Genomic DNA, 23,435 nt, shown 5'->3' on the forward strand with positions numbered 1-23,435 from the left:
CAACATTTTATCGACAAATTGTCAATAAACTGCTCTTATGCGCGCTCATGCTGGACGGCGCCCCGAGGCGAGAAGGGATTGGAGATGACGGCGATGTGGGACTTCTGGGTGGATCGCGGCGGCACTTTCACCGACGTGATCGGCCGCGACCCTGAAGGGCGCCTGCATGCGCTGAAGGTCTTGTCCGAAAACCCGGGCGCCTACCGGGACGCGGCCGTTCACGGCATCCGCCTGCATCTCGGTCTTGGCCCCGGCGAGCCGGTGCCCGCAGGTCTGATCGGCGAAGTCAGGATGGGCACGACGGTCGCCACCAATGCGCTGCTCGAGCGCAAGGGCGAACCGATGGCGCTGATCACGACGCGCGGCTTCCGCGATGCGCTGAGGATCGGTTACCAGGAGCGCAAGAAGATCTTTGCCACCGAGATCGTCAAGCCGGACGCGCTCTATTCGGACATCGTCGAGCTCGACGAACGCGTGCTTGCCGACGGCACGGTCGAAAGGACGCTCGACGAGGCCGAAGCACACCGGGCGTTGGAGGCGCTGAAGGCGAAGGGCTACCGGGCGGTCGCGATCGTCTTCATGCATGCCTATCGCTATCCCGAGCACGAGGCGGCGGTCGCCCGCATCGCCCGGCAGATCGGCTTCGAGCAGGTCTCGGTCAGCCACGAGGTCTCGCCGCTCGTCAAATATGTCGGCCGCGGCGACACGACGGTCATCGACGCCTATCTCTCGCCGGTGCTCGGCCGCTATGTGGCGCAGGTGTCCGAGGAGCTCGACGTGGCACGCTCCGGCGCCCGGCTGATGTTCATGATGTCTTCGGGAGGCCTGACGGCGGCCGGCCTGTTCCAGGGCAAGGACGCGATCCTGTCCGGGCCGGCGGGCGGCGTCGTCGGCCTTGCCAGAACCGGCGAGGCGGCAGGCTTCGACCGCGTCATCGGTTTCGACATGGGCGGCACTTCGACCGACGTCGCCCATTTCGACGGCGAGTACGAGCGCGCTTTCGAGACGGAAGTTGCCGGCGTGCGCGTGCGGGCGCCGATGATGCTGATCCACACGGTCGCCGCCGGCGGCGGCTCGATCCTCCATTTCGACGGCGAACGCTTCCGCGTCGGCCCGGATTCGGCCGGCGCCAATCCCGGCCCGGCGTGCTACCGCAATGGCGGGCCGCTCGCCGTCACCGATGCCAATGTCATGCTCGGCAAGCTGATGCCGGAATTCTTCCCGGTGATCTTCGGGCCGGAGCAGAACCTGCCGCTCGACGTCGAGGCGGTGCGGGCGCGGTTCGCAGTACTCGCGGCCGAGATCGGCGACGGTCGCAGCCCGGAGGACGTCGCCGACGGCTTCATCCGCATTGCGGTTGCCAACATGGTCGAGGCGATCAAGAAGATTTCCGTGCAGCGCGGTTACGACGTGACGCGCTACGCGCTGAACTGCTTCGGCGGCGCCGGCGGCCAGCACGCCTGCCTCGTCGCCGACGCGCTCGGCATGACGAGCATCCTGCTGCATCCGATGTCGGGGCTCTTGTCCGCCTACGGCATGGGTCTCGCCGATATCCGCGCGACGCGGCAGAAGGCGCTCGGCGTGGCGCTCGACGATGCCGCGCCGGCAGCACTTGCCGGACTCGGCGCGGAACTGCAAACGGAATGCCTTGCCGAGCTCGAGGCGCAAGGCATCGAGCGCCAGCGCATCCGCACGCATCTGCGCGCCCATATCCGCTATGCCGGCACGGACACGGTGCTCGCCGTCGAGGCGAGATTTCCATCGAATGACGATGCGACGCGGCTCCGCGCCGAATTCGAGATGCTGCACAGGCGCCGCTTTGGCTTCATCGCCGAGAACAAGCCGCTGGTGATCGATGCCGCCGAGGTCGAGACGGTCGGCGGCGGCGCCGCGGAGATGGAGGCGGACGGGCTGGCGACCGCATCCGGCGAGGCAGTCGTTGGCCGGCGAACCCGGTTCTATTCGCAGGGCGCGTTCCACGACGCGCCGGTGCTGCTGCGCGCCGAATTCTCGCCCGGCCAGCGGCTCGCAGGTCCGGCGATCATCGTCGAAGCCAACCAGACGATCGTCGTCGAGGACGGTTGGCAGGCAGAACTGACGGCCAAGGACCACATCGTGCTCACGCGCGTCAAACCGCTGCCGGCGCGAACGGCGATCGGCACCAGGGCCGACCCGGTGATGCTGGAGATCTTCAACAACCTCTTCATGTCGATCGCCGAGCAGATGGGCGTGACGCTGCAGAACACCGCCTATTCGGTTAACATCAAGGAACGGCTCGATTTTTCCTGCGCGGTCTTCGACAGTGAGGGCAACCTCGTCGCCAATGCGCCGCACATGCCGGTGCATCTCGGCTCGATGGATGCGTCCGTCGCCACCGCGATCCGTGAGAACCCGGTGATCCATCCGGGCGACGTGTTCCTAATCAACGCCCCCTATAACGGCGGCACGCATCTGCCGGACCTGACCGTCTGCACGCCGGTCTTCGACGACGAGGGCCGGGCGATCCGCTTCTGGGTGGCAAGCCGCGGCCACCATGCGGATATCGGCGGCATTTCGCCGGGTTCGATGTCGCCGCTCGCCACCAATATCGAGGAGGAAGGCGTCTATATCGACAACTTCAAGCTCATCGATGCCGGCCGCTTCTGCGAAGCCGAGCTTGAAGCGCTGCTCACCGGCGCGCGCTATCCGGTGCGCAACATCCTCCAGAACGTCAACGACCTGAAGGCGCAGGTCGCCGCCAACGAGAAGGGTGTGGCGGAGCTCAAGAAGATGATCGCCCAGTTCGGCGAAGACGTGGTCGAGGCCTATATGGGCCACGTCCAGGACAATGCCGCCGAAAGCGTGAGGCGCGTGCTCGACCAGCTCCGCGACGGCGAATTCTCCTACGAGATGGACCAGGGCTGCCGGGTCGTCGCGAAAATCTCCATCGACCGCGAAAGGCGCGAGGCGACGGTCGACTTCACCGGCACTTCCGAGCAGCGCGCCGACAATTTCAACGCGCCGGAACCGGTGACGCGGGCGGCGGTGCTCTATGTCTTCCGGGTGCTGGTCGAGGCGGATATTCCGATGAATGCCGGCTGCCTGCGCCCCATCCGCATCGTCATTCCGGAAGGCACGATGCTGACGCCGCGCTATCCGGCGGCGGTCGTCGCCGGCAATGTCGAGGTCAGCCAGGCGGTGACCAATTGCCTGTTCGGCGCCGTCGAGGCGCAGGCGGCCGCGCAAGGCACGATGAACAACCTGACCTTCGGCAATGCCAGCTACCAGTATTACGAGACGATCTGCTCCGGCGCGCCGGCGGGGCCGGGTTACAACGGCGCCGACGCGGTTCACACACACATGACCAATTCGCGCCTCACCGATCCGGAAATCCTCGAGACGCGGTTCCCGGTGGTGCTCGAGGATTTTCACATCCGCAAGGGTTCCGGCGGTCGCGGCAAATGGTCGGCGGGCGACGGCACGCAAAGGACGATCCGCGCCCGCGAGCAGCTGGACTTTGCGATCCTCTCCGGCCACCGCCGCGTCCAACCCTTCGGGCTCAAGGGCGGCAAACCGGGCGAACTCGGCCGCAATTATGTCCGGCGCAACGACGGCCGCATCGACGAACTGCCGGGCTCTGCCCATACCGTCCTGGAGGCGGGTGAGGCCTTCACGGTGGTGACGCCGACCGGTGGCGGTTACGGGAAGAATTGAGCTGTGACTGCAGGCCGGATCGGAAAAGACGGCGCGTTCTCCGTGGCGGCGGTTCGCCGCCGCGTCGCTTCAAGCGTTGCCAGCAAAGCCTGCAACAGGTACTCGAACGGCCGGGGCTCCAATTTGCCGGGAGTTGCGTAGGGATCGCAATTCAAAGTGCTACAGCGTCCTTTGTGCGTCTGATGAGACGCACGGCGCTGTAGTGGGGACGGTGTAGACATTCTGCATTGGCTGGCAAATGCCACCGCCGACAACTGACCGGCTTGCGCCATGAGCAGGAATTGGCGAATGTTCATTGCATCGGTGCCAGCCCATCAAGCAGGAAGTCGAGGCCCTTCCTGAAAGCGCCGTCCCAATCGTTATCCAACAGCAGACGAGAGCGTTCGATCGTCGGGTAGTGTTCGCTGAGACGTGTAAGGCGCTGCTGCGCGGCGGCCCTGTCGTCGTCCGAGAGGTCGAAGCTCGCCCGGGTGACGGTAGCGCCCATCACATAGTTCCAGAGCGACCATATCGCGACGTTCAAATCTGCGTCCGCCACACCGGCCCCGGCCAAGGTCTTGCTCAAGAGTTCCAGGCGACCGAGGATGTTCGGGCCGAGCGCCCGGCGCGGCAACAGCAGCGCCGACCAAGGATGTCGCAGCATGATGGCGCGCCAGTCTTCGAGCATATGAACGACTTCTCCGCGCCAATCTCGAGACTCAGCGATTTGCGGCGGTCCGCGATATTCGAGCACCGAGTCGAGCGCCAGGTCATAAACCTCCTCTTTGTTGGCGACGTGCCAATACAGGCTCATCGCGCCCGAGCCGAGGCGATCGGCCAGCCGACGCATCGTCAATCCGTCGACTCCCTGGGCGTCCAGCAGTTCGACCGCGGTCGCCACGATGCGTTCCAGAGAAAGAGGCGGTTCACTGCGCGACTCCTGCACGGACCGGAGTGACAGACCTTTCCGTTGAGACCGTTTGCTCTGAGCGCCGCTACGTTTGGCTGCCATCCGTCTTCCTTGCTTATCACGCCGTCGATTTAAGCCGACAATGCGACCAATGTCGATTCTGAATGGTTGACTCGTACGATGTACGATGCGATTGAATCGTACGCCGTACGAGTCATGCGGCGATGAGTCAAAAGCTCAATCCTGCGGGCCGCGAGGGAACGTTGCTCGCAGTCTTCAGAGCCAAGAGAAAGAAATCATGTCACGCACCATCAAGCATCTGCTTATCGGAGGGCTAATCACCATGACTATTGGAGTTCCCACTCGGACGACAGCGAATGAGAATGATCTCAAGCTGACCATCGTCAATCCGCGAAATCTTTACGACCCGACGCCGAATGGCTACAGCACCGCGGTGATTGTGCCCCGCGAAGCCCGATTGGCCTACATCTCCGGACAGGGCGGCCAGGACAGCACCGGAGCCTTGTCGCCCGACTTCGCTGTCCAGGTTAAGCAGGCCTACGCAAACTTGCGTGCCGCCCTCGATTCGCTTGGTGCGAGGCCGGATCAGGTCGCCAAGCTCACGGTTTTCGTGGTCGATCACGATATGTCCAAGCTCGGGGTGCTGACCGAGAACGTCAAGGAAATGTTCGGCGAGGCGCTGCCGGCGCAGACTCTTATTCCCGTCCCCAAGCTTGCCATCGACCCCATGCTCTTCGAGGTGGAAGCCGTGGTCGTGCTTGACTAGCGCGGTGTTTGGGCTCTTGGCTTATACGGCTTAAGGCCGGCTGAGGTTCAGCCGGCTATGCCGGGCAGCTACGGGCGCCGCTCTTGTCTCAGCCTATTGAGTCAAGCGCGCCTCGCTCCAGCCCAGGGCTCGCAGGTCCTCCACCCGCGCGTCGCCATTGTCCGCCAGGATGAATTCATCGATCTGCGGCGGCGGAACGCTGGTGCCGGACAGCATCGCGTGGATCTGGCCGCGATGGTGCTGGCCATGCAGGAAGACATGGAGGAGGGTATCGGCGACGGTTTCCGTCAGCGTCCTGTCGGGCCAGGGGATACTGATCCGACTTGATAGCGCCCGCGCCGTCAGGGTTTCGCAGAACGCGATCAGCCAGTCGTCGACGTCCGCCCGCTCGGCGGAGAATTCTGCGGCCGTCGCGCGGCTGCCCGGCGATGGCGGGCCGGCCAGTTCGCCCCGCAGCGTGTCGATATAGTATCGATCGGCGTCGAGCAGGTGAACCATCGTCTCCTTGAGCGACGGAAAGAACGACGTCCGGGTCGCTTCCCATTCCCCCGGCGACAGCGCCATGCAGGCGCGATCAAGGCGCGCATTGGCGAGCCGTGCGTTGCGCGCAAGCTGGCGATAGGGCCGGCAGATGAGATCCGGCAAAGGGGCCACGCCATCCATCCCTGGTTGCTTCGTCCTTAGGCCTTGGCCTTTGTGGCGGTTGCAGCGGGTCGTGTCAACGTGAAGACGCATGCGTGCCGCCGCGGTCGGCCTTTGGCGTCAGTCCCCGAAGACCGATTTGCCGGCCTTGCAGGCGGCGATGTAATCTGCTCGGCGCCTTCTCTACAGCGCCGCGCGTCCAAACGGACGCGCTAAGGTCGCTGTAGCACTTTGAAATGCTGCATGATTCCTTGAATCGTTTCCGATTCAAGGAATCATGCAGTAGCCTGCGACAGCTTCGCCACCTCGCGGGCTTAACCCGCCGAACCACGGCCAGGCCGTCCGAGGCGGCGCCTATCTGCGGGACGAAGGGGAGCGGAGTGTCTGGGAGGGAAGTTCCCCGAAGCGGTTGCGGTAGTCCGTCGCCAGTCGACCCATATGGGTGAATCCCCAGGTGAACGCAATGTCCGCGATGCTCTGGCCCGGTCGGGCCTGCATCAGTGCTTCGCGAAACGCCTCCAGCCGTAAATGTTGCAGGTAGTTCATCGGCGTGGTCATCTTGAACTGGCGAAACCCCTGCTGAAGCGTGCGCGAACTGACACCGCAGGCGACGGCAACCTCGACCAGGGTTATCGGCTTCGACAGGTTGGCCACCATGAAGTCGATTGCCTTCTTGACATGGCGGGGCACGGGCGAGGCAGCGCGGTGCACGGTCTCCGAAAAGCGATGGGGAAGCGTTTCGAGGATGATGTGCATGAGTGCTTCACTCAGGCTCGTCAGGGCGAGCGGAGACTTGCGCAGCGGCGCATCCCCGGCCAATCCGGTGTGAAACGTGGCTGCGATGCGCGCGATTGCCGTGCCTGGTCCCGATGACAGGTCCACCTCAGGCGGGAACTCCAACCTCCCGGAAATCGGCATGCCGACCATGTCGCTCAGATGGCTGTAAAGCGCTGTTCGATCGATCGCGACGGACAGGTGCTCGCGACCGCTCAGGCACACGGCGGTTATGCGCTTGCTGCCTTCGAGAACCGCGCCCCGCTCGGGCGTCGTGGAAATTGTTCGGCCTGCCACACGAATGTCCACCCTGCCCTGGCTCGGCACGACGAAGACGAGTTGATCGCCGACGCCATCGCTCTCCGCGAGGAACTGTCCGTCATAGCGACTGAGTCCGACCGACACCGCTCCGGCGGTTGCCCAGGCACATTTATAGTAGATGCCCTCCTTGGTCGTCGGTCGAACGAGGACCCTCGACGTCCAGCTCGTCAGCGTGGCCGCGAGGTGATCCGGGTCGCTTCCTTCAAACGAGAAGTAGTCAGGTCGGTCCGCATGATTCCGCAAAGCTCATAATCCTCCAGCCGCTGACTGAACAGGTTTCGGCGCTATTGGCAATGGCGTACAGAAGCAATATTCGATGGAGATTATTTGTCGAGTCGCAGTTTGACCACTGTGTGGCGCTTCATCGCGACGGCCGCGTACTGGTCGCACATAGTGGAATCGCCAATGGCTGGGCCGGCCAGGGTCGGCTCATGCCTTTAGAACGCGCCTGAACGGTCTCAGCTTGCCGTTTGAGGATAATCGGTAGAGACACCGAGCAATTTCATGATGGAAACCTTCACCTGCTGCGCGGCCTTGGAGAGGCCATCTTCCCGTTCGACCAACTGGATACAGCTCTCCGGAAGTTCAGGGAGGCCAACTTCCTTCTGCAGGACAGAGAAGCCGTAGGGCACGAGTCCTTCGGCCATGACCGTTATCGCGGTCCCGGAACTGACCGCGCTCTTGATCGCCTCGCCGCTTCCTGTGGTCAGGACCTCACGATAGGCGTGACCCTCCCGTTTCAGGGCCGCCTCTGCGGCCGCCCGAAACGCGCAGCCGTCAGAATAGAAGGCCATCGGCCACGGCTTTTTCCTGTCGACGACGTAATCCCCGGAGGAAACCCAGACCAATTTGGGGCGGCTTAGCAGAGTCGAGTGGCTCTTCTGATTGGGCAATGTGACGATCGCAAGGTCCAGCTTCCGGGACTCCAGCAATTTCTGAAGCCTGATGCTCATCGCGCAGGTCACGTTCAATTCGATGTCGGGAAATGATGTGTCGACAACGCGCATAAGACGGGAGAGAAACGGCTCGCCGTAGTCCTCGGCGATACCGAGGTTTACGCTTCCCGCCACTCTGCCGCTTCTCATCTTGTCGACGAGAGCATCATGGTGGTCGAGGATGATCTGCGCATGTGGCAGGAGCTCTTTGCCTGCAATACTCAGTTCGACCAGATGATAGCTCCGGTTGAAGAGCTTTCGGCCTAGAAGGTCTTCCAAACTTTTGATGCGCAGCGACATGGTGGCCTGTGAGCAGCTAAGCCGTTCGGCAGCGCGGGAGAAGTTTCTTTCCGTGGCGACCGAGACGAACGACCGCAGCAGTCTCATATCGATATCGACCATTATAAAGAATCCCAATCATACGCATATGATCTTCTCATTTTACCAATAGCTCGCGCTCCGTCTAGTCTCTCGGCCGACAACTTGGATCCGGGAGGATTGAATGAAGGTCGGCTTTATCGGGCTCGGCACCATGGGCGGCAATGCCGCGAAGAACATCATCCGCGCGGGCTTCGAAACCTATGTCTTCGACCTGCGTCGGGATGTGGCAATGGATCATCTTTCCATGGGCGCGACCTGGGTGGACAGCCCACGCGAGATGATCAGCCGCGTCGACTGCGTCGTCTCGATGGTCTTCGGCCCGTCACATCAGGACGCGGTTCTCAACGGGCCCGAAGGGCTGCTCCGCGGCGACTGCTTGGGCAAGCTCTGGATCGACATGACGACGTCGTCGCCGCGCTTCATGCGCGAACTCACCAAGCCGTTCGTCGCGGCTGGCGGCCGGCCGATCGACGCGCCTGTCACGGGTTCCGTCGACGCGGCGATCCGCGGCGACATGCCGATGTTCGTGGGCGGTGAGGACGGGGACGTCGAGGCCGCACGCCCGGTCATCGAAGCGATGGGCGAGTTGAGAAAGGTCGGCAGATACGGAAACGGCAATGTTGCCAAGCTGGTCAACAACCAGTTGTGGAAGGTCCACGCGGCGGCGATCGGCGAGGCCATGGTCTGCGCCAAGCAGGCGGGCCTCGAGCCGGATGTCTGGTGGAACGTGATGAAGGGCGGCGCGGCGGACAGCTTCGTCATGCAGCATGACGTTCCGTCGATCTTCGCCGGCCACTACGACCCCTCGTTCCCGCTGAAGCTGTGCCTGAAAGATCTCGGGCTGATCAAGGAACTGCTCGAGGACACCGGCACGCGTTCTGACCTGCTCGATGCCTGCCATGCGCGATTCCGCGAAGCGAGCGACCGTTATGGCCCGGACGCCGGCGAGATGACCGTCTGCAAGGTTGTCGAGGATGACGCCGGGGTCGAACTGCGCGTCAAAGGCGACTGGGTGGCGCCTTGGCTGGTTACACACGAGGCGGCCGAGTAGTCGCTCTCGATCACCAAATCCATGGTCAGGCAGAAGACAGAAGGGCAGCCATCGCTGCCTGACCATGCAGGCAATGTCGGGTGAAAACGCCCGATGGCTGCCCTCCCGGTCGGGAGACATAAAAACAAACGAACCAACGGAGTAAGGAACATGAGGAACACCGTCTTTGGTGCGGCCATTGCCCTGCCATTCGTCGCATTCGCCCCCGCCGCCATGGCGGACTGCGGTGAGGTGACCATTGCCAGCATGAACTGGCAGAGCGCCGAAGTGCTCTCCAATATCGACAAGATCATCCTCAACGACGGCTATGGCTGCAGCGCGGAAATCGTCGTCGTCGACGCGGCATCGGGAATTACGTCCCAGGCAGAGAAAGGCAAACCCGACATCATTCCGGAAGCGTGGGTCGATCTCTTTCCCGAGTTGGTGAAGGCCCCGCTCGCTGACGGTCGGGTCGTCGCCCTCGTGCCGTCGCTTTCGGATGGCGGCCAGGCTGGTTGGTTCATTCCGCGATACATGCTCGAAAAGAACCCGAACCTCAACAAGATCAAGGAAATCCTCGCCCATCCGGAAGCCTTCCCCTCGCCGGAAGATCCGTCGAAGGGTGCGATCTTCAACGGCCCGACCGGCTGGGGCGGCACGATTGCGACGAACAGCTTAGCGAAGGCCTTCGACGTCGCAGGCAAGGGCTTCACCGTGGTCGATACCGGCTCGGCAGCCGCGCTCGACAGCTCCATGGCCAAGGCCTATGAGCGCAAGGAGCCCTGGCTCGGATTCTACTGGGAACCGACTTCTCTGCTCGGCATGTACGACATGGTCCCGGTGGACTTCGGCGTGAAGCACGATGCCGCGGAATGGAAGCGCTGCACCTCGGTCGATACCTGCACAGACCCCAAGCCCAACACCTTCCCCAAAGACAATGTTCTGACGCTCGCGTCGAAGTCCTTCATCGAACGAACCGATCCGGCCGCGGTCGAATACCTGAAGGCGCGTAGCTGGAGCAACAAGACGGTCAACACGCTGATGGCATGGATGACCGAAAACCAGGCAACTGGCGAGGAAGGCGCACGCCATTTCCTTTCGGAGCACCCGGAGATCTGGACCAAGTGGGTTTCGCCGGAGGCCGCGGAACAGATCAAATCGTCGCTCTGATGCGAACGTAGGAGAGCCAGCACACCGTGCTGGCCCTCCATTCGCGCCCCTATCCCTTTGGAGGATTTCCGTGAAGACGTTCCGGGCTGAAGGATACGACTACATCATCGTTGGCGCGGGAACCGCGGGGTGCGTCCTCGCAAGCCGGCTCAGCGAGGACGAGGGCGCCTCCGTCCTGCTGCTCGAAGCAGGACCGTCCGACCGCAGCTGGATCCTCAGAATGCCTGCAGGTCTGCGCTCGGCATTCAAGCCGACCAGCACCTATAACTACTGGTTCAAGACCACGCCGCAGCGCCATCTCGACAACCGCGAGATCGACCAGCCGCGCGGCCGCGTTCTCGGCGGTTCGTCGTCGATCAATGGCATGACCTTCCTCAGAGGCAATCCACGCGATTTCGACGACTGGCGCGACAACGACGGCTGTGCGGGCTGGTCCTTCGCCGACTGTCTGCCGTACTTCAAGCGCCTCGAACGTCGCGAAGGCGCCGAGGGCCCTTTCAGGTCGTCCGGCGGAATGGTGCCGGTCAAGCGGCAGGAAAATCTGGGCGCGCTGAACCAGGCGTTCCTCGATGCGGGAAAACAGGCCGGGCTCGAAGAGGTTTCGGACTTCAACGGATTCCGTCAGGAGGGCGTCGGCCGCTTCGAAATGAGCGTTGGCCGCGGCGTTCGCTCCAGCTCGTCGAATTCGTATCTGCATTCGCAGCCGACCCGGAAGAACCTGCACGTGCACACCGGCTGCCAGGTGCTGAAGGTCCTGTCCAGGGGCAACCGGGCGATCGGCGTTCGGGTCCGGCGCGGCTCGCAGACGGTCGACGTTTTCGCCGCGCACGAGGTCATCATGTGCTCGGGGGCTTTCGGCAGTCCTCAGATTCTGATGCTATCCGGGGTCGGACCTGCGGACGATCTGAGAAGGCTGGGAATCCAACCCCTGCTCGACGTTCCGATGTTGGGGCAGAACCTGCAAGATCACTTCGAGACGCACATCCAGGTCGAATGCGACCTCAAGTACAGCCTCAACCAGTACCTCCGGCTCGACAAGATGGTCACCGCGGGCCTCCAGTGGTTCGTGTTCAAGGGCGGTGCCGGGGCAGTCAACCAATGCCATGTCGGCGCCTTCCTGCGGAGCGACAGCGCCGTTACGCACCCGAATCTTCAGATCCATTTCTTCCCCGTCTTCTTCGGGCCGAACTGGATCCCGGATCCGCGCAGGGGCGGCTATCGCCTGGGCGTCGGCCCGATGCGACCGGAAAGCCGCGGCTCGGTGCGCCTCCGCTCTTCCGACCCGAACCAGCCTCCTCTGATCGATCCGAACTATCTCGCGACGGAGCGAGACCGGAAGGAGACGCTGCAGGGTCTCAAGCTCGGCAGGGAAATCCTGGCGCAGCCAGCATTCGCACCCTACCGGAAGCGGGAAGACGCGCCAGGCGACCAATGCCGGGGCGATGCGGCATTGGAGGCGTTTATCCGCCAGGATGTCACGAGCTCGTTCCATCCGTGCGGGACCGCGCGGATGGGCCAGGCAGAAGACCCCCGCTCGGTCGTCGATCTCGATCTTCGCCTCATCGGGGCCGAGGGTCTGCGCGTCGTCGATGCGTCGGTCATCCCCTCGATTCCAAGCGCGAACATCAACGCCACGACCTTCATGATCGCAGAAAAGGCATCCGACCTCATCCGGGGTCGGAAGCCGCTGCCAGCGATTGAGGTCGCCTATTACAAAGCCCTGACGGAAGGACATCATGACCATGCAGTCGGATCGTAGTTTCGAGACAGATCGGATCCAGCGACATCACGCAACGCCGGACACCAGGAGGATGGTCGGTTCATGGACCAAATGGGAAGCGGACTCCAGGGAACCCTTCGAGATCCACTACGACCGCGCCGTGTCGTTCTGCGTCATGGAGGGCCGGGCGGAGATCGCGTTCAATGACGGCACCAGGCTCGACGTCCAGAAGGACGATTTCGTGACGATCCATCCGGACATCAAAGGTGTGTGGACCGTGATCGAGCCGATAACCAACCTCTATAGGGACCATGACACTGGACCGCAGCGTGAAGCGCTGACCTAAAGCGGGATGCGCTCACATGCGTTCGCGCCGCCGCTCAATCTATTTGTTTTTGCCGCATTTGTGCGACGTCACCTGACTGCAAAATGCTCTAGTCCCACCCATCATCGCCCTTACAAGCTCCCCCGCTCTCTTTTCGTTTCCCGAGAGCGGCGCTTGCCTGCCCGCATGGGCAGGCCTTTTTTCCGTGTCTTTCAGCGGGCCGCACATGAATGATGGCTCTCTGCGCAGTCTGAAATCGAGTCTCGACGAGGGATTCCGCGTGTTCACACCCGGCTCTGCGCCGATACCTGCGCCCCTGACTTGGCCGAGCCCTCCATCTGCAGGGGCGCTAGGCCACCTCCAATCCTACATCGACGCCTGCGAACATGTGATCGAGGTCGAGGAAGCAGACGATCCCCCGCTCGAGCGCGAGGATGCCGTGGGCGTAGGCGGGGTCGAAGTTCGCGCCGAAATCGGGCATCGGCTGGATACGGTTGGCGCCGACCGACAGAATGTCCGAGACCTGGTCGACGACCAGGCCGACGACGCCTTGCCCCACTTCGACAACGACGATCGCGCTTCGACTGCTGTCGATCGTCCCGGCCATGCCGAGGCGCGCCGCGAGGTCGATCACCGGAATGACGGAGCCGCGCAGGTTCATGACGCCGAGCACGTGCGGCGGCGCATGGGGCAGCGGCGTTGCCGCCGCCCAGCCCCGAATTTCCCGGATCGATGTCGTCTTGATGCAGAACTGCTGGTCGCCAAGATGGAAGGCGATGATTTCCAGTATCGCGTGGGAGGAAACCGTCCGCTATGGTCGGCGCTGGACATCAGAATTCCTCCCAATCCTGGGCCGCGGCAGCGGTTGCCGTGCCACCAAAGGCACCGGCAATTTTCCGGCCGAGCGCGCGGGCGGGGGAAGCGACCGGCTTGCTGTCCAAGGTGGCTGGCCGCGCCGCCTGGCGGGTGCCGTCGAGCTTGAACTGGCCGACCAGGTCGCGCAGTTTCGTCGCTTCCTGGGCAAGCGAGACGGAGGCGGCACTGGATTGCTCCACCATCGCCGCATTCTGCTGCGTCGTCTGGTCCATCTGGTTGACCGCGCTGTTGATTTCGGCAAGGCCCGTCGACTGTTCCTTGGCCGAGATTTCGATCGATTCCATGTGGGCGTTGATCTCGACGATGAAGCCGCCGATCGTCTTCAGCGCCTGACCCGTGTCGCGCACCAGTTTGACGCCGCTTTCGACCTCGGTCGTCGAGTTCTGGATCAGGCCCTTGATCTCCTTGGCCGCCTGGGCCGAGCGCTGGGCGAGCTCGCGCACCTCCTGGGCGACGACGGCGAAGCCCTTGCCGGCATCGCCGGCGCGGGCCGCCTCGACGCCCGCGTTCAGCGCCAGCAGGTTGGTCTGGAAGGCGATCTCGTCGATGACGCCGATGATGTTGGAGATCTGCTGCGAGCTCTCCTCGATCTTCTTCATCGCCTCTTCGGCGTGGGAAACGACCTCGGCCGAATGCACCGCCGACTGGTTGGCGCGGCCTGCGACGGCGCGCGCTTCTTCAGTCCGCTTTGCGGAGTTGGAGACGTTCGCGGTAATCTGATCCAGTGCAGCGGCGGTCTCCTCCAGCGAGGAGGCCTGCTGCTCGGTGCGCTTGGAAAGGTCGTTCGCGCCGGCCGAAATTTCCCGCGTGCCGCTGTCCATGCTCTGCACCGAGGCGGCGACGGAGCTGATGGTCTGGCTCAGCTGGTCGACCGTGGCGTTGAAGTCGGTGCGCAGAGGCTCGTATTCGGCAGCGAAGGCGGCGTTGATCCGGCAAGCGAGGTCGCCGCTGGCAAGCCGCTTCAATGCATTGCCAAGCGTCGACGTGGCAATGCGCAATTGTTCCGCTTCGCGGGCGACCCGCTCCTGTTCCGCCTGGCGGTTGCGCTCGGCGGCAGCCCGCATCTCCTCGGACTGCCCCTCCAGTTCGCGCGCCTTCAGCCCATTGTCCTTGAACACCTGGACAGCCGCGGCCATCTTGCCGATTTCATCGCGGCGCCCGGTTCCCTCGACATCAACGTCGAGATTGCCGCCGGCAAGAACCGCCATCAGGTCGCGAAGCGCGTTGATCGGCTTCACGACCCACGCAGTTATTGCGAAATAGGAGGCTGCAAGAACCATGGCGAGACCGCCGACGAGGATCAGCAGTGTATTGTTGCTGGTCGAGGTCGAAACAGTCGTAAGCTCGGCGCTGGCCTTCAGCACCGCCTGTTCCATGTTCCGGGTCTCGGCGATGATCTTTTCGGCCAGCTCCGGAAAGCCGGATTGGCATTCGGTCCCGAAGGTCTTGACCGCCGACATCATTTCCATTGCATTGGTCGTCTTCGCCCCTTGGTCGAGGGCGCGCGCGCAGCGCTTTTCCAGGATGTCCAGGCCGGCTTGCTTGAATTCCGGGATATGCTTGTTCTCGGGGCTCGCCTGAGCGGCGACGTCCATGAATTCCGAGAATGTCTGCTTGGCAAACTTGAACTCGGTGTTGGCGAGCTCAACCGCTTTCGGATCGCTCAGCATGATGACGTCGGCGATTGCCGCCCGTGCCCGCTGCAGGGCCCGGCCCGCCGAAGCCATGTTTTGGGACGCACGCACCTGCCCGACGAGCAGATTCGAATAGGCCGTGTCGATCTTCGTGATCTGTGTTGAGGCGTAGAAGCCGGTTGCCAGCGAAAATAATCCGAAGGCTCCGAGAATGAGCAGCATCTTGAGAATAATCGGCCAATTTTTCATGGGTTCGTCCTGAGCGCGGATGAGATGTGAGAGAAACGCCCCTCAAATCATTCGAGCGGCAGGAACGGCGCGAGGCTGCCTGAGGCAGCGGTGGCGCGGCGTCGCTGCGGCGATCAAACGGCGGCGATGTTTAATAAAATCGTACGCTTCCACGGCCTGGGCATCGAAAGTCACGCGATATGGACTGTGCCTGCGGAAATCGGATAGTCGGCCCGCCCGACGGAAACGCCGAGCTCCGTCATCGCAGACATCTCCACTGGTTTCCGGCGTTCTCTTGGGGCCTGTCGCGCGGCAGGGTCTTCTTCGTCTCAGCAGAAATCCGTCGAATCAGAGCGACGGCCGCGCTTCGGCGCAAAGCGGCAAACCGCCTGACCGGGGGCGCGCAAAGGCGCCAACCGGGCGAGCGATCAATTTTGTATACAAAATTATACGTAAATGTTGACAATTCTGTATTTTGGGATTTCCCTACCCCGTCCGCATCGCGAAAGTGCGCCGGATGCAAAGGATGGGGAGTGAGATGACCAACAGACGCTCGACATTGAAATCGCTGGCGCTCGGCGCCGTTTCATTTCTGGCTATCGCGGCGGGAGGAGCCGTTTCCGCGCAGGCTGAGAACAAGGAGCTCAAGATCGGTTTCGTCGGTGTGACGAGCGGTCCCGCCGCCGCCTGGGGCACGTCGAATGTCCGCTCGATGCAGACGCGTGCCGACTGGCTCAACGAGACGGGCGGCGTGAAGATCGGCGAGCATACCTACAACATCAGCATCGTCAATTTCGACGACCAGAAGGACCCGAAGCGTGCCATCGCGGGCATGGAAAAGATGGCTCAGGAAGGCATCCACTACGTTGTCGGACCGAACGTGGACGATGGTGCGGCCGCCGTACGTCCGGTCGCGGAATCCAAGGGGATCATCTATTTCCCCTACGCCTTCCCGAAAGCGCTCTATGCGCCGCCGGCCTCGAACGCCGTGCTTGGCATGATCGCCAATTACCAGTCGGGACCGGCCATCTACAAATATCTCAAGGAGAACAAGGGCGTGAAGAAGGTCGCCTTCATCGCGGCCAATGAATCCGATCCGCTCAGCCAGCGCGACAGCGGCGTCGCTGCGGCCAAGGAGCTCGGGCTCGAGGTGGTCGCGGAGAAAGACACCTACCAGAACGACACCCGCGATTTCACGCCGGTGCTCACCCCGATCGTACAGCTGAAGCCGGACCTGCTCGTGCTGTCGGGGGTCGCGCCCGCCAACGCGCCGCTTTTGATCCGCGCGGCCCGCGAGCTGGGCTATGAAGGCCTGATCTCGGCCGAAACGGCGCAGGACGCCACCGTGCTGCAGGAGGGCGCGGGCGAGCTTGCCAACGGCTTCATTTCCGTCGGCGGCGCCTCGACGCCGGAAATCCGCACGCCGGTGATGGAGGAGTTCATCGAACGCTACACCAAGAAGTTCGGCGAGTACAACGACGAGTCGAACACCAAGGTCTACGCCCTCGAATACATCATCGAAACGCTCAAGGCGAACCCCAAGGCGATCGACAATGTCGACGAGTTCAAGAAGACCATGGACACCTTCTCGGCGCCCAATCCCTACGCCAAGGACAGCACGCTGAAATATGTCGGTGCAACGTCCTTCGGGCAGAAGCGGCAGCTCTCCGTTCCGATGGTGGTGACCGAATTCAAGGACGGCGAATTCAAGACGTTGTTCGTCGGCGAAGTCGACTGACAGCTGTAGACCCGAAATGCCGGGGCGCGGCGAGCCCATGTTGGTTGACCGCGCCCGGCAAGCTCAATCGGGCTTCGCAACGATGCCGAAGCTGCACCGGGGCCGGACCGCCGCCATGGAACAGGTAATTGCCAACGGACTGTATCTCGGCGCCCAGTACGCACTGATCGCGCTCGGGCTGACGCTGATCTTCGCCCTCATGAATGTGCTCAATTTCGCGCACGGGCAGATGTATGTGCTCGGCGGCTTTGTGACCTACACGATCTACGGCCAGCTCAAGCTGCCTTTCGTGGTGGCGCTGGTTTGCTCGGGCGTGACGCTTGCGGTGATCGGCGGGCTCATGGAGAAATTCCTGTTCCGGCCGGTCGTCCGGCGCAGCAAGCGCGAGGAAAGCACGATGCTGCTGGCGGCGGCGACCGCCTTCTTCCTCGATGCCGTCATGCTGCTCCTCTTTGGCGAGAAGCAGCGCGGCGTGCCGAAGATCATCAGCGGCGTCTTCGTCTCCGACAGGCTGATCCTGCCCTATGACCGCATCCTCGTCGGCGTGCTCGCCATCCTGATGATCGCCGCCTTCATGTTCTTCATGCAATACAGCAAACCGGGACGCGCGATGCGGGCGCTGGCGCAGGACCGCGTCGCCGCCCAATTGATGGGCGTCAAGGTGGAGCGCTATTCGATGATCGGCTTCGCCTTGGGCGCCATGCTTGCCGGCGTGGTCGGCGGATTGCTGGTCAGCATCACCGGTGTCAATTCGGGGATCGGCGGACCGATTTCGATCAAGGCCTTCCTGATGGTGATGATCGGCGGCGCCGGCGTCGTCGGCGGCGCGATCGCCGGCGGCTTCATCCTGGGCATGATGGAATCGGTCGGCCTCACCGTGCTGCGCGAATATGGCGACATCACCTACCTAGTCATCTTCGCGCTGCTGATGATCTTCCTGAGCATCCGCCCTCACGGGCTGATGGGAAAGCCGTGGGGCTGAGCCGATGCGCAAGACTTCGACCAATACCTTGAGGGTCGTCTCGGCAGCGCTCTTCCTCGTCGCTCTGCTCGTCGCGGTGCCGCTGCTGATCAACGCCACGGGGAGAAGCGATCTTTACTACACGCTGACATCTGTGGCGCTTCTCAGCATCATCAGCGCCGGCGTGTGGATTACCTTCTATATCGGCCGCATCAACATCGGCCAGGGCGCCTATGCGCTGATGGGAGGCTATGTCTCGGCCATTCTGGTCATGAATTACGGCATGTCCTTCTGGCTGACCCTTCCATTGGCCGGCCTTTTCTGCGCTGCAGCGAGCGTGCTCATCGGCCTGCCGATCCTGCGCCTGCGCGGCGTCTATTTCGCGATGGTGACGTTGGTCTTGACGGAAGTCGCCCGTCTTCTCGCCCTTGCCCTGCCGATAACCAACGGCGCCAGCGGCATCGTCAGCATTCCGCTCCCGACCGGGATCAGCCTGTTCGGCATCACGCTCGTTCCGGATTTCGCGACCCTGGCCAATCCGCGCCTTGCCTTCTACATTGTCGCCGTTCTGTTGATGGCGCTCTGCTTCCTGGGTCTCTACCGGCTGGCTCATTCCCGCATCGGTCAGCTCTGCCAGTCGCTGCAGCAGAACGAGGAACTCGCCTCGTCGATCGGCGTCAACATCGCCTATCTGCGCGTCATCGCCTATGCGCTGTCCTCCTTCCTGGGGGGCGTCGGCGGCGCGATGTTCGCGTCGATCTCCCAGTCGATCTATCCATCGAGCTTCACCGTCGCGGATTCCGTCAACTTCATGCTCAACTGCTTCCTCGGCGGGCTCGGCTACGTGCTGGGGCCGATGCTCGGCACGTTCGTTCTCTATTTCGGCTGGGATCTCCTGTTCCAGACCGGGGAATTCCAGCTGCTGATCTTCTCCACCGTCCTGATCGTGCTGATGCTGGTGCTGCCGAACGGCCTCTTGAGCCTGGCACTTCCGCGCAAGAGGGGGCTTGAGCGATGACAGATATCCTGGAGGTCATGGGGCTCACCAAGCGCTTCGGCGGCCTCGTTGCAGTCAACGATGTCTCCTTCACCGTTCGCGAGCGCGAGATCCTCTCGGTGATCGGGCCGAACGGTGCCGGCAAGTCGACGTTGTTCAAGCTGATCTCGTCCTTTCTTCGGCCGAGCCATGGCGAGGTGCGCTTCAGAGGTGAGCGCATTTCGGGGCTGGCGCCGCACATCGCTGCCCGCAAGGGGGTCGTGCGAACCTTCCAGGAGACGACGATCTTCAAGAGCATGACCGTGCGTGACAACGTCGTGACCGCCCATCACCTGCGCTCGCGCGCCAGCCTGGCCGGCTTTTACTTCGGCAGCGCGGCAGCGCGGAGCGATCTCGACGCCTTCGGCAGTTCGGCCGACGAGATCCTTGTCTTCCTCGGTCTGGATGCGATGAGCGGCGAGGTCGCCAGCAACCTGCCGCACGGCCACTTGCGCGCGCTCGGAATCGCCATTGCCCTCGCCACCGATCCCGCCGTCATTCTTCTCGACGAACCGTTCGCCGGCATGAACCACGACGAGACCAGGCGCGCATTGGAGATCGTCCGCAAGCTCCGCGACCGCGGCATCACCGTGCTTCTTGTCGAGCACGACATGCCGGCGGTGATGAACATCTCCGACCGCATCGTGGTGATCAATTTCGGCCAGAAGATCGCCGAAGGCACGCCGGCGGAAATTCAGCAGAATCCCAAGGTCATCGAGGCCTATCTTGGTGCCGAGGATGAATCGATCGGATTGTAAGCCCATGGAACCGTTGCTGAAATTCGATGACGTCGAGCTCTATTACGACCATGTCTACGCCCTCAAAGGCGTATCGATCGAGGTCAACGAAGGCGAGACCGTCGCCCTCATCGGTGCCAACGGCGCCGGCAAGTCGTCGATCCTGCGCGCCATCACCGGCCTCAGGAATATCCGCAAGGGGGAAATCCGCTACCAGGGCAAGCGCATCGACGGCATTGCCGCGGACGAGATTGTCCGGATGGGAATCTCGATGGTGCCTGAGGCGCGCCGCGTCTTCCCGTTCATGACGGTGCGCGACAACCTGCTCATGGGGGCCTTCACCCGCAGCGACAAGGCGGAGATCCGGCAGAGCCTGGAGATGGTGCTGACACGCTTTCCGCGCCTCAAGGAGCGCTACTCGCAACAGGCCGGAACGATGAGCGGCGGCGAGCAGCAGATGCTCGTCATCGGTCGGGCGCTGATGGCACGTCCGCGGCTGCTGCTGCTCGACGAACCGTCGCTTGGTGTTGCGCCGAAGCTGGTGCAGGACATCGCGCGCTCGATCGTGGCGATCAACCGCGACGAAAAGGTCAGCGTCCTGCTTGTCGAGCAGAACTCGCGCATGGCGCTCAGGATCTCGCAGCGCGCTTATGCGCTGACGACCGGCAAGGTCGCCCTCAGCGGCAAATCCCCTGAATTGCTGACCGACGAACGGGTCAGGCATCTTTATCTCGGCGGAGAATACTAGGCAGCTCCATCATGCGCATCCTCGTCATAAACCCGAACACCACGAAGTCGATGACCGAAAAGATCGGCAAGGCGGCACAAGCTGCGGCGTCGCCGGCGACAGAGATCGTTGCGGTCAATCCCGAGGACGGTCCGCCCAGCATCGAGGGCTATTTCGACGAGGTCTTCTCGGTGCCGGGCATCATCGCGGAAATGGCGAAGGCCGGTCCGATGGACGCCTATGTGATCGCCTGTTTCGACGACACGGGGCTGGACGCGGCGCGCTGTGCCAGCGAAGCTCCCGTCATCGGGATCGGCGAAGCGGCCTTCCATTGCGCGACCCTGGTCGCCGGAAAGTTCAGCGTCGTCACAACGCTTGCGCGTTCCGTGCCGGCGATCGAGCACAATCTGGTGAAATATGGTCTGGCGTCCCGCTGCGCCCGGGTGCGCGCTTCCGATGTCGCGGTGCTCGATCTCGAATTGCCGGGATCCGATGCCAACCGCAAGATCTCTGCCGAAATCGGCCGGGCGATTTCCGAGGACAGGGCCGAGGCAATCGTGCTCGGTTGCGCGGGCATGGCCGATCTCGCCCAGGCACTCTCGCGTGAACATGGCGTACCGGTGATCGACGGCGTTGCCTGCGCCGTAAAACTGGCGGAAGCGGTTTCGGCACTGGGTCTCAGGACATCGAAGGTGGGCGGCTATGCGGCGCCGCTTGCCAAGCACTTCGCGGGACACTACGCGCCGTTGTCTCCGAAAGCGGGGTGAGCAAGTCCGGCGGTTTCGTGTTCCGTAAGAACGCGTCCCGATTGACCGCCAGGCCCGCCCCGTGAGATCAGGGACGGCAGCTGCATGTCGCCCAAGAGTTGCGCAGTGTTCCTGACCACGACATGCGCAGGAAAAGTCGCAAAGTGCATAAAGGGGGCTTTCTTGCGATGCGCCGTCGAGGGCCCCGTTTGCACGGGGAGCACAAGCTCCCCAGGAATGATGAACATGTTGAAGACCCTAAGACCCGAAAACGACCGCAAGAAGCCAGCGGCGCGCTGGTCGCCGATCTATCACGGCCTTCGCGATGCAATTGTCAGCCATCGCCTGACCCCGGGCACCAAGCTTCCCGAGGATGAACTGGCCTCGATCTATTCGGTGAGCCGCACGATCATCCGCGCCGCGCTCCAGGCCCTTGCGCATGACTGGCTGGTTCGGCTGGAGCCCAATCGCGGCGCCTTCGTGGCACAGCCCTCGCCCAAGGAGGCGCGCGAGGTCTTCGAAGCCCGTGCCTTGGTCGAGCCGAGGGTGGCGGCGCTAGCCGCCACCATTGCCAAAGCAGACGACGTGGAGCTCCTGCGCAGCCACCTCGAGAGGGAGCATGAGGCGCTGCATGCCGGGCGCGACAGCGACGCGATCATGCTCTCGGCCATGTTTCATGTCGGCATCGCCGAGATTGCCGATCAATCCGTGCTGACCGGTTTCGTCCGCGATCTTGTTTCCCACTCCTCGCTGATCATCGCCCTCTATTGGAAGCGCCGGGACACCACCTGCGAAAGCCACGCTCATCATGCGCTGGTCGACGCCATCGAGGCGGGCGATCCGTCCAGAGCGGCAGACCTGATGAAGGAGCATCTTTACGATTTGCTTTCGGGGCTCGACCTCGAACGCTCGGAGCGCAAGCTTGGAAACCTCGCCGATGCCCTGCGCTAACGCTTCCCTTCTCGCCGATCTCCTCCGAATGCCGCGTCGGCGCTGACGGGCCCTGAATGTTTCCCTGAATTGGCGGCGATCAAGGCAGGCGTGCGGCCGCAATCTGACAGCGTCCGTTCCTGCGACCCGCCGATTTCCTGAAAGAGCGACGTTTTAGGACACGTTTCGTCGCTCTGCGGTGAAATGCGCGCGATTTCCGATGGTAGTGTTTCGAGCATCGCTGGATGGGTGCGCGTCACGACGCAAGACGCAGGGAGGCACATGTCGCAGGATGGTGGAGGCCGGGTTCTGATCGCAGAGCGAAACCCGTTGGTGATTGCCGCTCTTCGAGCGCTCTTTTCCGAGAATCCCAGTTTTACCATCGTCGAGACGGCCCGTTCGTCGGCCGAACTCTGCGAGAAGCTTGCCGTCGTCGAGACCGACTGCGTGCTGCTCAGCTGGCAGCTCGACGATGGCGAGGCGCCCGAGGTCCTCGCCGATCTCGGCCGGCTCGGGCTCGAGCCGCGGGTCGTTCTCTTCGCCGACACCATCAACGCCTCGGTCGTCAACGAGACGATCCGGCTCGGTGTCAACGGTCTTTGCTACCAGTTCGAAGATCCCGACATCCTGTTCGCGACGCTGACCGCCGTGATAAAGGGCCGGATCTGCATCCCGTATACGGTGCTCGCGAAAATCTCCAACACGCCTTTCCAGCAACTCACCTCTCGCGAAAGCGAGCTGCTCGGCATGCTGGCCAATGGCTGGACCAATATTCAGATCGCCGCGCGAACCGGCATTTCCGAGAATACCGTGAAATACCACCTCAAGAATCTTTACGACAAGCTCGAAGTGCGCAATCGCGCCATGGCCGTGGCGATTTACACCAAGGAGCGCCGGCGCAATCCGGGCTGACGCCACGGGCGGCAGATTCTGGCCCTTCGGTTAGGATCACCCTGTCCTGCCCGAAGGCCAGGGCCTGCGCGCGCCATCGCGGCGTGCCTTGCCACGCCACACCATAGCTTCGGCAAGATCGGCCAGAATCCACCGCCGTTGGCATTGCTACGTGCGGGTAGTCCAGCCCTACCCATTCTTCCCGCATGACCACCCGTCAGGACCGCACCGGCGCTGCCCGTCCGGCATTGTTTTCTGCCTGAG

The 23,435-nt window shown here is 62.8% G+C and carries 20 protein-coding genes; 14 read left to right on the forward strand and 6 right to left on the reverse strand.

What is annotated here, in order from left to right; translation table 11 throughout:
• Window positions 1-84: 84 nt before the first annotated feature.
• Complete coding sequence (locus tag RHIBR816_RS0120880) at window positions 85-3,693, forward strand: hydantoinase B/oxoprolinase family protein (RefSeq protein ID WP_084811288.1); 3,609 nt, start codon at window positions 85-87, stop codon at window positions 3,691-3,693.
• Window positions 3,694-3,985: 292 nt separating this feature from the next.
• On the opposite strand, the gene RHIBR816_RS0120885 is transcribed toward RHIBR816_RS0120880, so the two are convergent.
• Window positions 3,986-4,684, reverse strand: coding sequence for a TetR/AcrR family transcriptional regulator (locus RHIBR816_RS0120885; protein ID WP_026187256.1), 699 nt, complete (start codon window positions 4,682-4,684; stop codon window positions 3,986-3,988).
• A gap of 196 nt (window positions 4,685-4,880) precedes the next feature.
• Between RHIBR816_RS0120885 and RHIBR816_RS0120890 the strand changes: the two genes are divergently transcribed.
• Window positions 4,881-5,369: a RidA family protein gene (locus RHIBR816_RS0120890; RefSeq protein WP_018238543.1), complete on the forward strand. Its 489-nt coding sequence runs from the start codon at window positions 4,881-4,883 to the stop codon at window positions 5,367-5,369.
• A gap of 93 nt (window positions 5,370-5,462) precedes the next feature.
• On the opposite strand, the gene RHIBR816_RS0120895 is transcribed toward RHIBR816_RS0120890, so the two are convergent.
• From RHIBR816_RS0120895 to RHIBR816_RS0120905, 3 genes are all read right to left on the reverse strand, one after another.
• Window positions 5,463-6,032, reverse strand: coding sequence for a DinB family protein (locus RHIBR816_RS0120895; protein ID WP_018238544.1), 570 nt, complete (start codon window positions 6,030-6,032; stop codon window positions 5,463-5,465).
• Between the two features lie 333 nt (window positions 6,033-6,365).
• On the reverse strand, window positions 6,366-7,349 hold the full coding sequence (locus RHIBR816_RS0120900) for an AraC family transcriptional regulator (RefSeq protein WP_018238545.1): 984 nt from the start codon (window positions 7,347-7,349) through the stop codon (window positions 6,366-6,368).
• A 215-nt stretch (window positions 7,350-7,564) separates the two neighbouring features.
• A complete protein-coding gene (locus tag RHIBR816_RS0120905) occupies window positions 7,565-8,443 on the reverse strand; it encodes a LysR family transcriptional regulator (protein WP_018238546.1) in 879 nt (292 codons plus the stop codon).
• A 100-nt stretch (window positions 8,444-8,543) separates the two neighbouring features.
• Between RHIBR816_RS0120905 and RHIBR816_RS0120910 the strand changes: the two genes are divergently transcribed.
• The 4 genes from RHIBR816_RS0120910 (at window position 8,544) to RHIBR816_RS0120925 (ending at window position 12,688) form a co-directional block, all read left to right on the forward strand.
• Window positions 8,544-9,473, forward strand: coding sequence for an NAD(P)-dependent oxidoreductase (locus RHIBR816_RS0120910; protein ID WP_018238547.1), 930 nt, complete (start codon window positions 8,544-8,546; stop codon window positions 9,471-9,473).
• 150 nt (window positions 9,474-9,623) lie between these two features.
• Window positions 9,624-10,622: a glycine betaine ABC transporter substrate-binding protein gene (locus RHIBR816_RS0120915; protein WP_018238548.1), complete on the forward strand. Its 999-nt coding sequence runs from the start codon at window positions 9,624-9,626 to the stop codon at window positions 10,620-10,622.
• A 70-nt stretch (window positions 10,623-10,692) separates the two neighbouring features.
• Window positions 10,693-12,381 (forward strand): choline dehydrogenase, encoded by a 1,689-nt coding sequence (locus tag RHIBR816_RS0120920; protein ID WP_018238549.1) that lies wholly within the window; start codon window positions 10,693-10,695, stop codon window positions 12,379-12,381.
• 52 nt (window positions 12,382-12,433) lie between these two features.
• Window positions 12,434-12,688 (forward strand): cupin domain-containing protein, encoded by a 255-nt coding sequence (locus RHIBR816_RS0120925; protein ID WP_018238550.1) that lies wholly within the window; start codon window positions 12,434-12,436, stop codon window positions 12,686-12,688.
• Window positions 12,689-13,016: 328 nt separating this feature from the next.
• Here RHIBR816_RS0120925 and RHIBR816_RS0120930 read toward each other — a convergent pair whose 3' ends face one another.
• The gene (locus RHIBR816_RS0120930) at window positions 13,017-13,457 is read right to left on the reverse strand and encodes a chemotaxis protein CheW (protein WP_026187259.1); all 441 of its coding nucleotides are present in this window, start codon (window positions 13,455-13,457) and stop codon (window positions 13,017-13,019) included.
• A gap of 40 nt (window positions 13,458-13,497) precedes the next feature.
• Window positions 13,498-15,426, reverse strand: coding sequence for a methyl-accepting chemotaxis protein (locus tag RHIBR816_RS0120935; RefSeq protein ID WP_018238552.1), 1,929 nt, complete (start codon window positions 15,424-15,426; stop codon window positions 13,498-13,500).
• 517 nt (window positions 15,427-15,943) lie between these two features.
• On the opposite strand from RHIBR816_RS0120935, the gene RHIBR816_RS0120945 reads away from it, so the two are divergent.
• The 8 genes from RHIBR816_RS0120945 (at window position 15,944) to RHIBR816_RS0120980 (ending at window position 23,192) form a co-directional block, all read left to right on the forward strand.
• Window positions 15,944-17,143: an ABC transporter substrate-binding protein gene (locus RHIBR816_RS0120945; protein WP_018238553.1), complete on the forward strand. Its 1,200-nt coding sequence runs from the start codon at window positions 15,944-15,946 to the stop codon at window positions 17,141-17,143.
• A 115-nt stretch (window positions 17,144-17,258) separates the two neighbouring features.
• A complete protein-coding gene (locus RHIBR816_RS0120950; protein WP_026187260.1) occupies window positions 17,259-18,125 on the forward strand; it encodes a branched-chain amino acid ABC transporter permease in 867 nt (288 codons plus the stop codon).
• A gap of 4 nt (window positions 18,126-18,129) precedes the next feature.
• Window positions 18,130-19,122 (forward strand): branched-chain amino acid ABC transporter permease, encoded by a 993-nt coding sequence (locus tag RHIBR816_RS0120955; RefSeq protein ID WP_018238555.1) that lies wholly within the window; start codon window positions 18,130-18,132, stop codon window positions 19,120-19,122.
• Window positions 19,119-19,898, forward strand: a complete 780-nt coding sequence (locus RHIBR816_RS0120960) for an ABC transporter ATP-binding protein (protein ID WP_018238556.1) — start codon at window positions 19,119-19,121, stop codon at window positions 19,896-19,898. The genes RHIBR816_RS0120955 and RHIBR816_RS0120960 overlap by 4 nt, the downstream gene beginning before the upstream one ends.
• Window positions 19,899-19,902: 4 nt before the next feature.
• Window positions 19,903-20,625 carry an ABC transporter ATP-binding protein gene (locus RHIBR816_RS0120965; RefSeq protein WP_018238557.1) on the forward strand — a complete coding sequence of 241 codons (723 nt, stop codon included), beginning with the start codon at window positions 19,903-19,905 and terminating at the stop codon, window positions 20,623-20,625.
• Between the two features lie 11 nt (window positions 20,626-20,636).
• Window positions 20,637-21,371: an aspartate/glutamate racemase family protein gene (locus RHIBR816_RS0120970; RefSeq protein ID WP_018238558.1), complete on the forward strand. Its 735-nt coding sequence runs from the start codon at window positions 20,637-20,639 to the stop codon at window positions 21,369-21,371.
• Between the two features lie 225 nt (window positions 21,372-21,596).
• The gene (locus tag RHIBR816_RS0120975; protein ID WP_018238559.1) at window positions 21,597-22,301 is read left to right on the forward strand and encodes a GntR family transcriptional regulator; all 705 of its coding nucleotides are present in this window, start codon (window positions 21,597-21,599) and stop codon (window positions 22,299-22,301) included.
• Between the two features lie 261 nt (window positions 22,302-22,562).
• Complete coding sequence (locus RHIBR816_RS0120980; RefSeq protein ID WP_018238560.1) at window positions 22,563-23,192, forward strand: response regulator transcription factor; 630 nt, start codon at window positions 22,563-22,565, stop codon at window positions 23,190-23,192.
• Window positions 23,193-23,435 lie beyond the last annotated feature (243 nt).

Source organism: Ensifer sp. BR816 (genome assembly GCF_000378985.1).
Taxonomy (GTDB): domain Bacteria; phylum Pseudomonadota; class Alphaproteobacteria; order Rhizobiales; family Rhizobiaceae; genus Sinorhizobium.

Coding starts and splice junctions, on each gene's coding strand:
- RHIBR816_RS0120880 (WP_084811288.1), top strand. CDS start 85: ATGACGGCGATGTGGGACTTCTGGGTGGATCGCGGCGGCACTTTCACC.
- RHIBR816_RS0120885 (WP_026187256.1), bottom strand. CDS start 4,684: ATGGCAGCCAAACGTAGCGGCGCTCAGAGCAAACGGTCTCAACGGAAA.
- RHIBR816_RS0120890 (WP_018238543.1), top strand. CDS start 4,881: ATGTCACGCACCATCAAGCATCTGCTTATCGGAGGGCTAATCACCATG.
- RHIBR816_RS0120895 (WP_018238544.1), bottom strand. CDS start 6,032: ATGGATGGCGTGGCCCCTTTGCCGGATCTCATCTGCCGGCCCTATCGC.
- RHIBR816_RS0120905 (WP_018238546.1), bottom strand. CDS start 8,443: ATGGTCGATATCGATATGAGACTGCTGCGGTCGTTCGTCTCGGTCGCC.
- RHIBR816_RS0120910 (WP_018238547.1), top strand. CDS start 8,544: ATGAAGGTCGGCTTTATCGGGCTCGGCACCATGGGCGGCAATGCCGCG.
- RHIBR816_RS0120915 (WP_018238548.1), top strand. CDS start 9,624: ATGAGGAACACCGTCTTTGGTGCGGCCATTGCCCTGCCATTCGTCGCA.
- RHIBR816_RS0120925 (WP_018238550.1), top strand. CDS start 12,434: ATGGTCGGTTCATGGACCAAATGGGAAGCGGACTCCAGGGAACCCTTC.
- RHIBR816_RS0120935 (WP_018238552.1), bottom strand. CDS start 15,426: ATGAAAAATTGGCCGATTATTCTCAAGATGCTGCTCATTCTCGGAGCC.
- RHIBR816_RS0120945 (WP_018238553.1), top strand. CDS start 15,944: ATGACCAACAGACGCTCGACATTGAAATCGCTGGCGCTCGGCGCCGTT.
- RHIBR816_RS0120950 (WP_026187260.1), top strand. CDS start 17,259: ATGGAACAGGTAATTGCCAACGGACTGTATCTCGGCGCCCAGTACGCA.
- RHIBR816_RS0120955 (WP_018238555.1), top strand. CDS start 18,130: ATGCGCAAGACTTCGACCAATACCTTGAGGGTCGTCTCGGCAGCGCTC.
- RHIBR816_RS0120960 (WP_018238556.1), top strand. CDS start 19,119: ATGACAGATATCCTGGAGGTCATGGGGCTCACCAAGCGCTTCGGCGGC.
- RHIBR816_RS0120965 (WP_018238557.1), top strand. CDS start 19,903: ATGGAACCGTTGCTGAAATTCGATGACGTCGAGCTCTATTACGACCAT.
- RHIBR816_RS0120970 (WP_018238558.1), top strand. CDS start 20,637: ATGCGCATCCTCGTCATAAACCCGAACACCACGAAGTCGATGACCGAA.
- RHIBR816_RS0120975 (WP_018238559.1), top strand. CDS start 21,597: ATGTTGAAGACCCTAAGACCCGAAAACGACCGCAAGAAGCCAGCGGCG.
- RHIBR816_RS0120980 (WP_018238560.1), top strand. CDS start 22,563: ATGTCGCAGGATGGTGGAGGCCGGGTTCTGATCGCAGAGCGAAACCCG.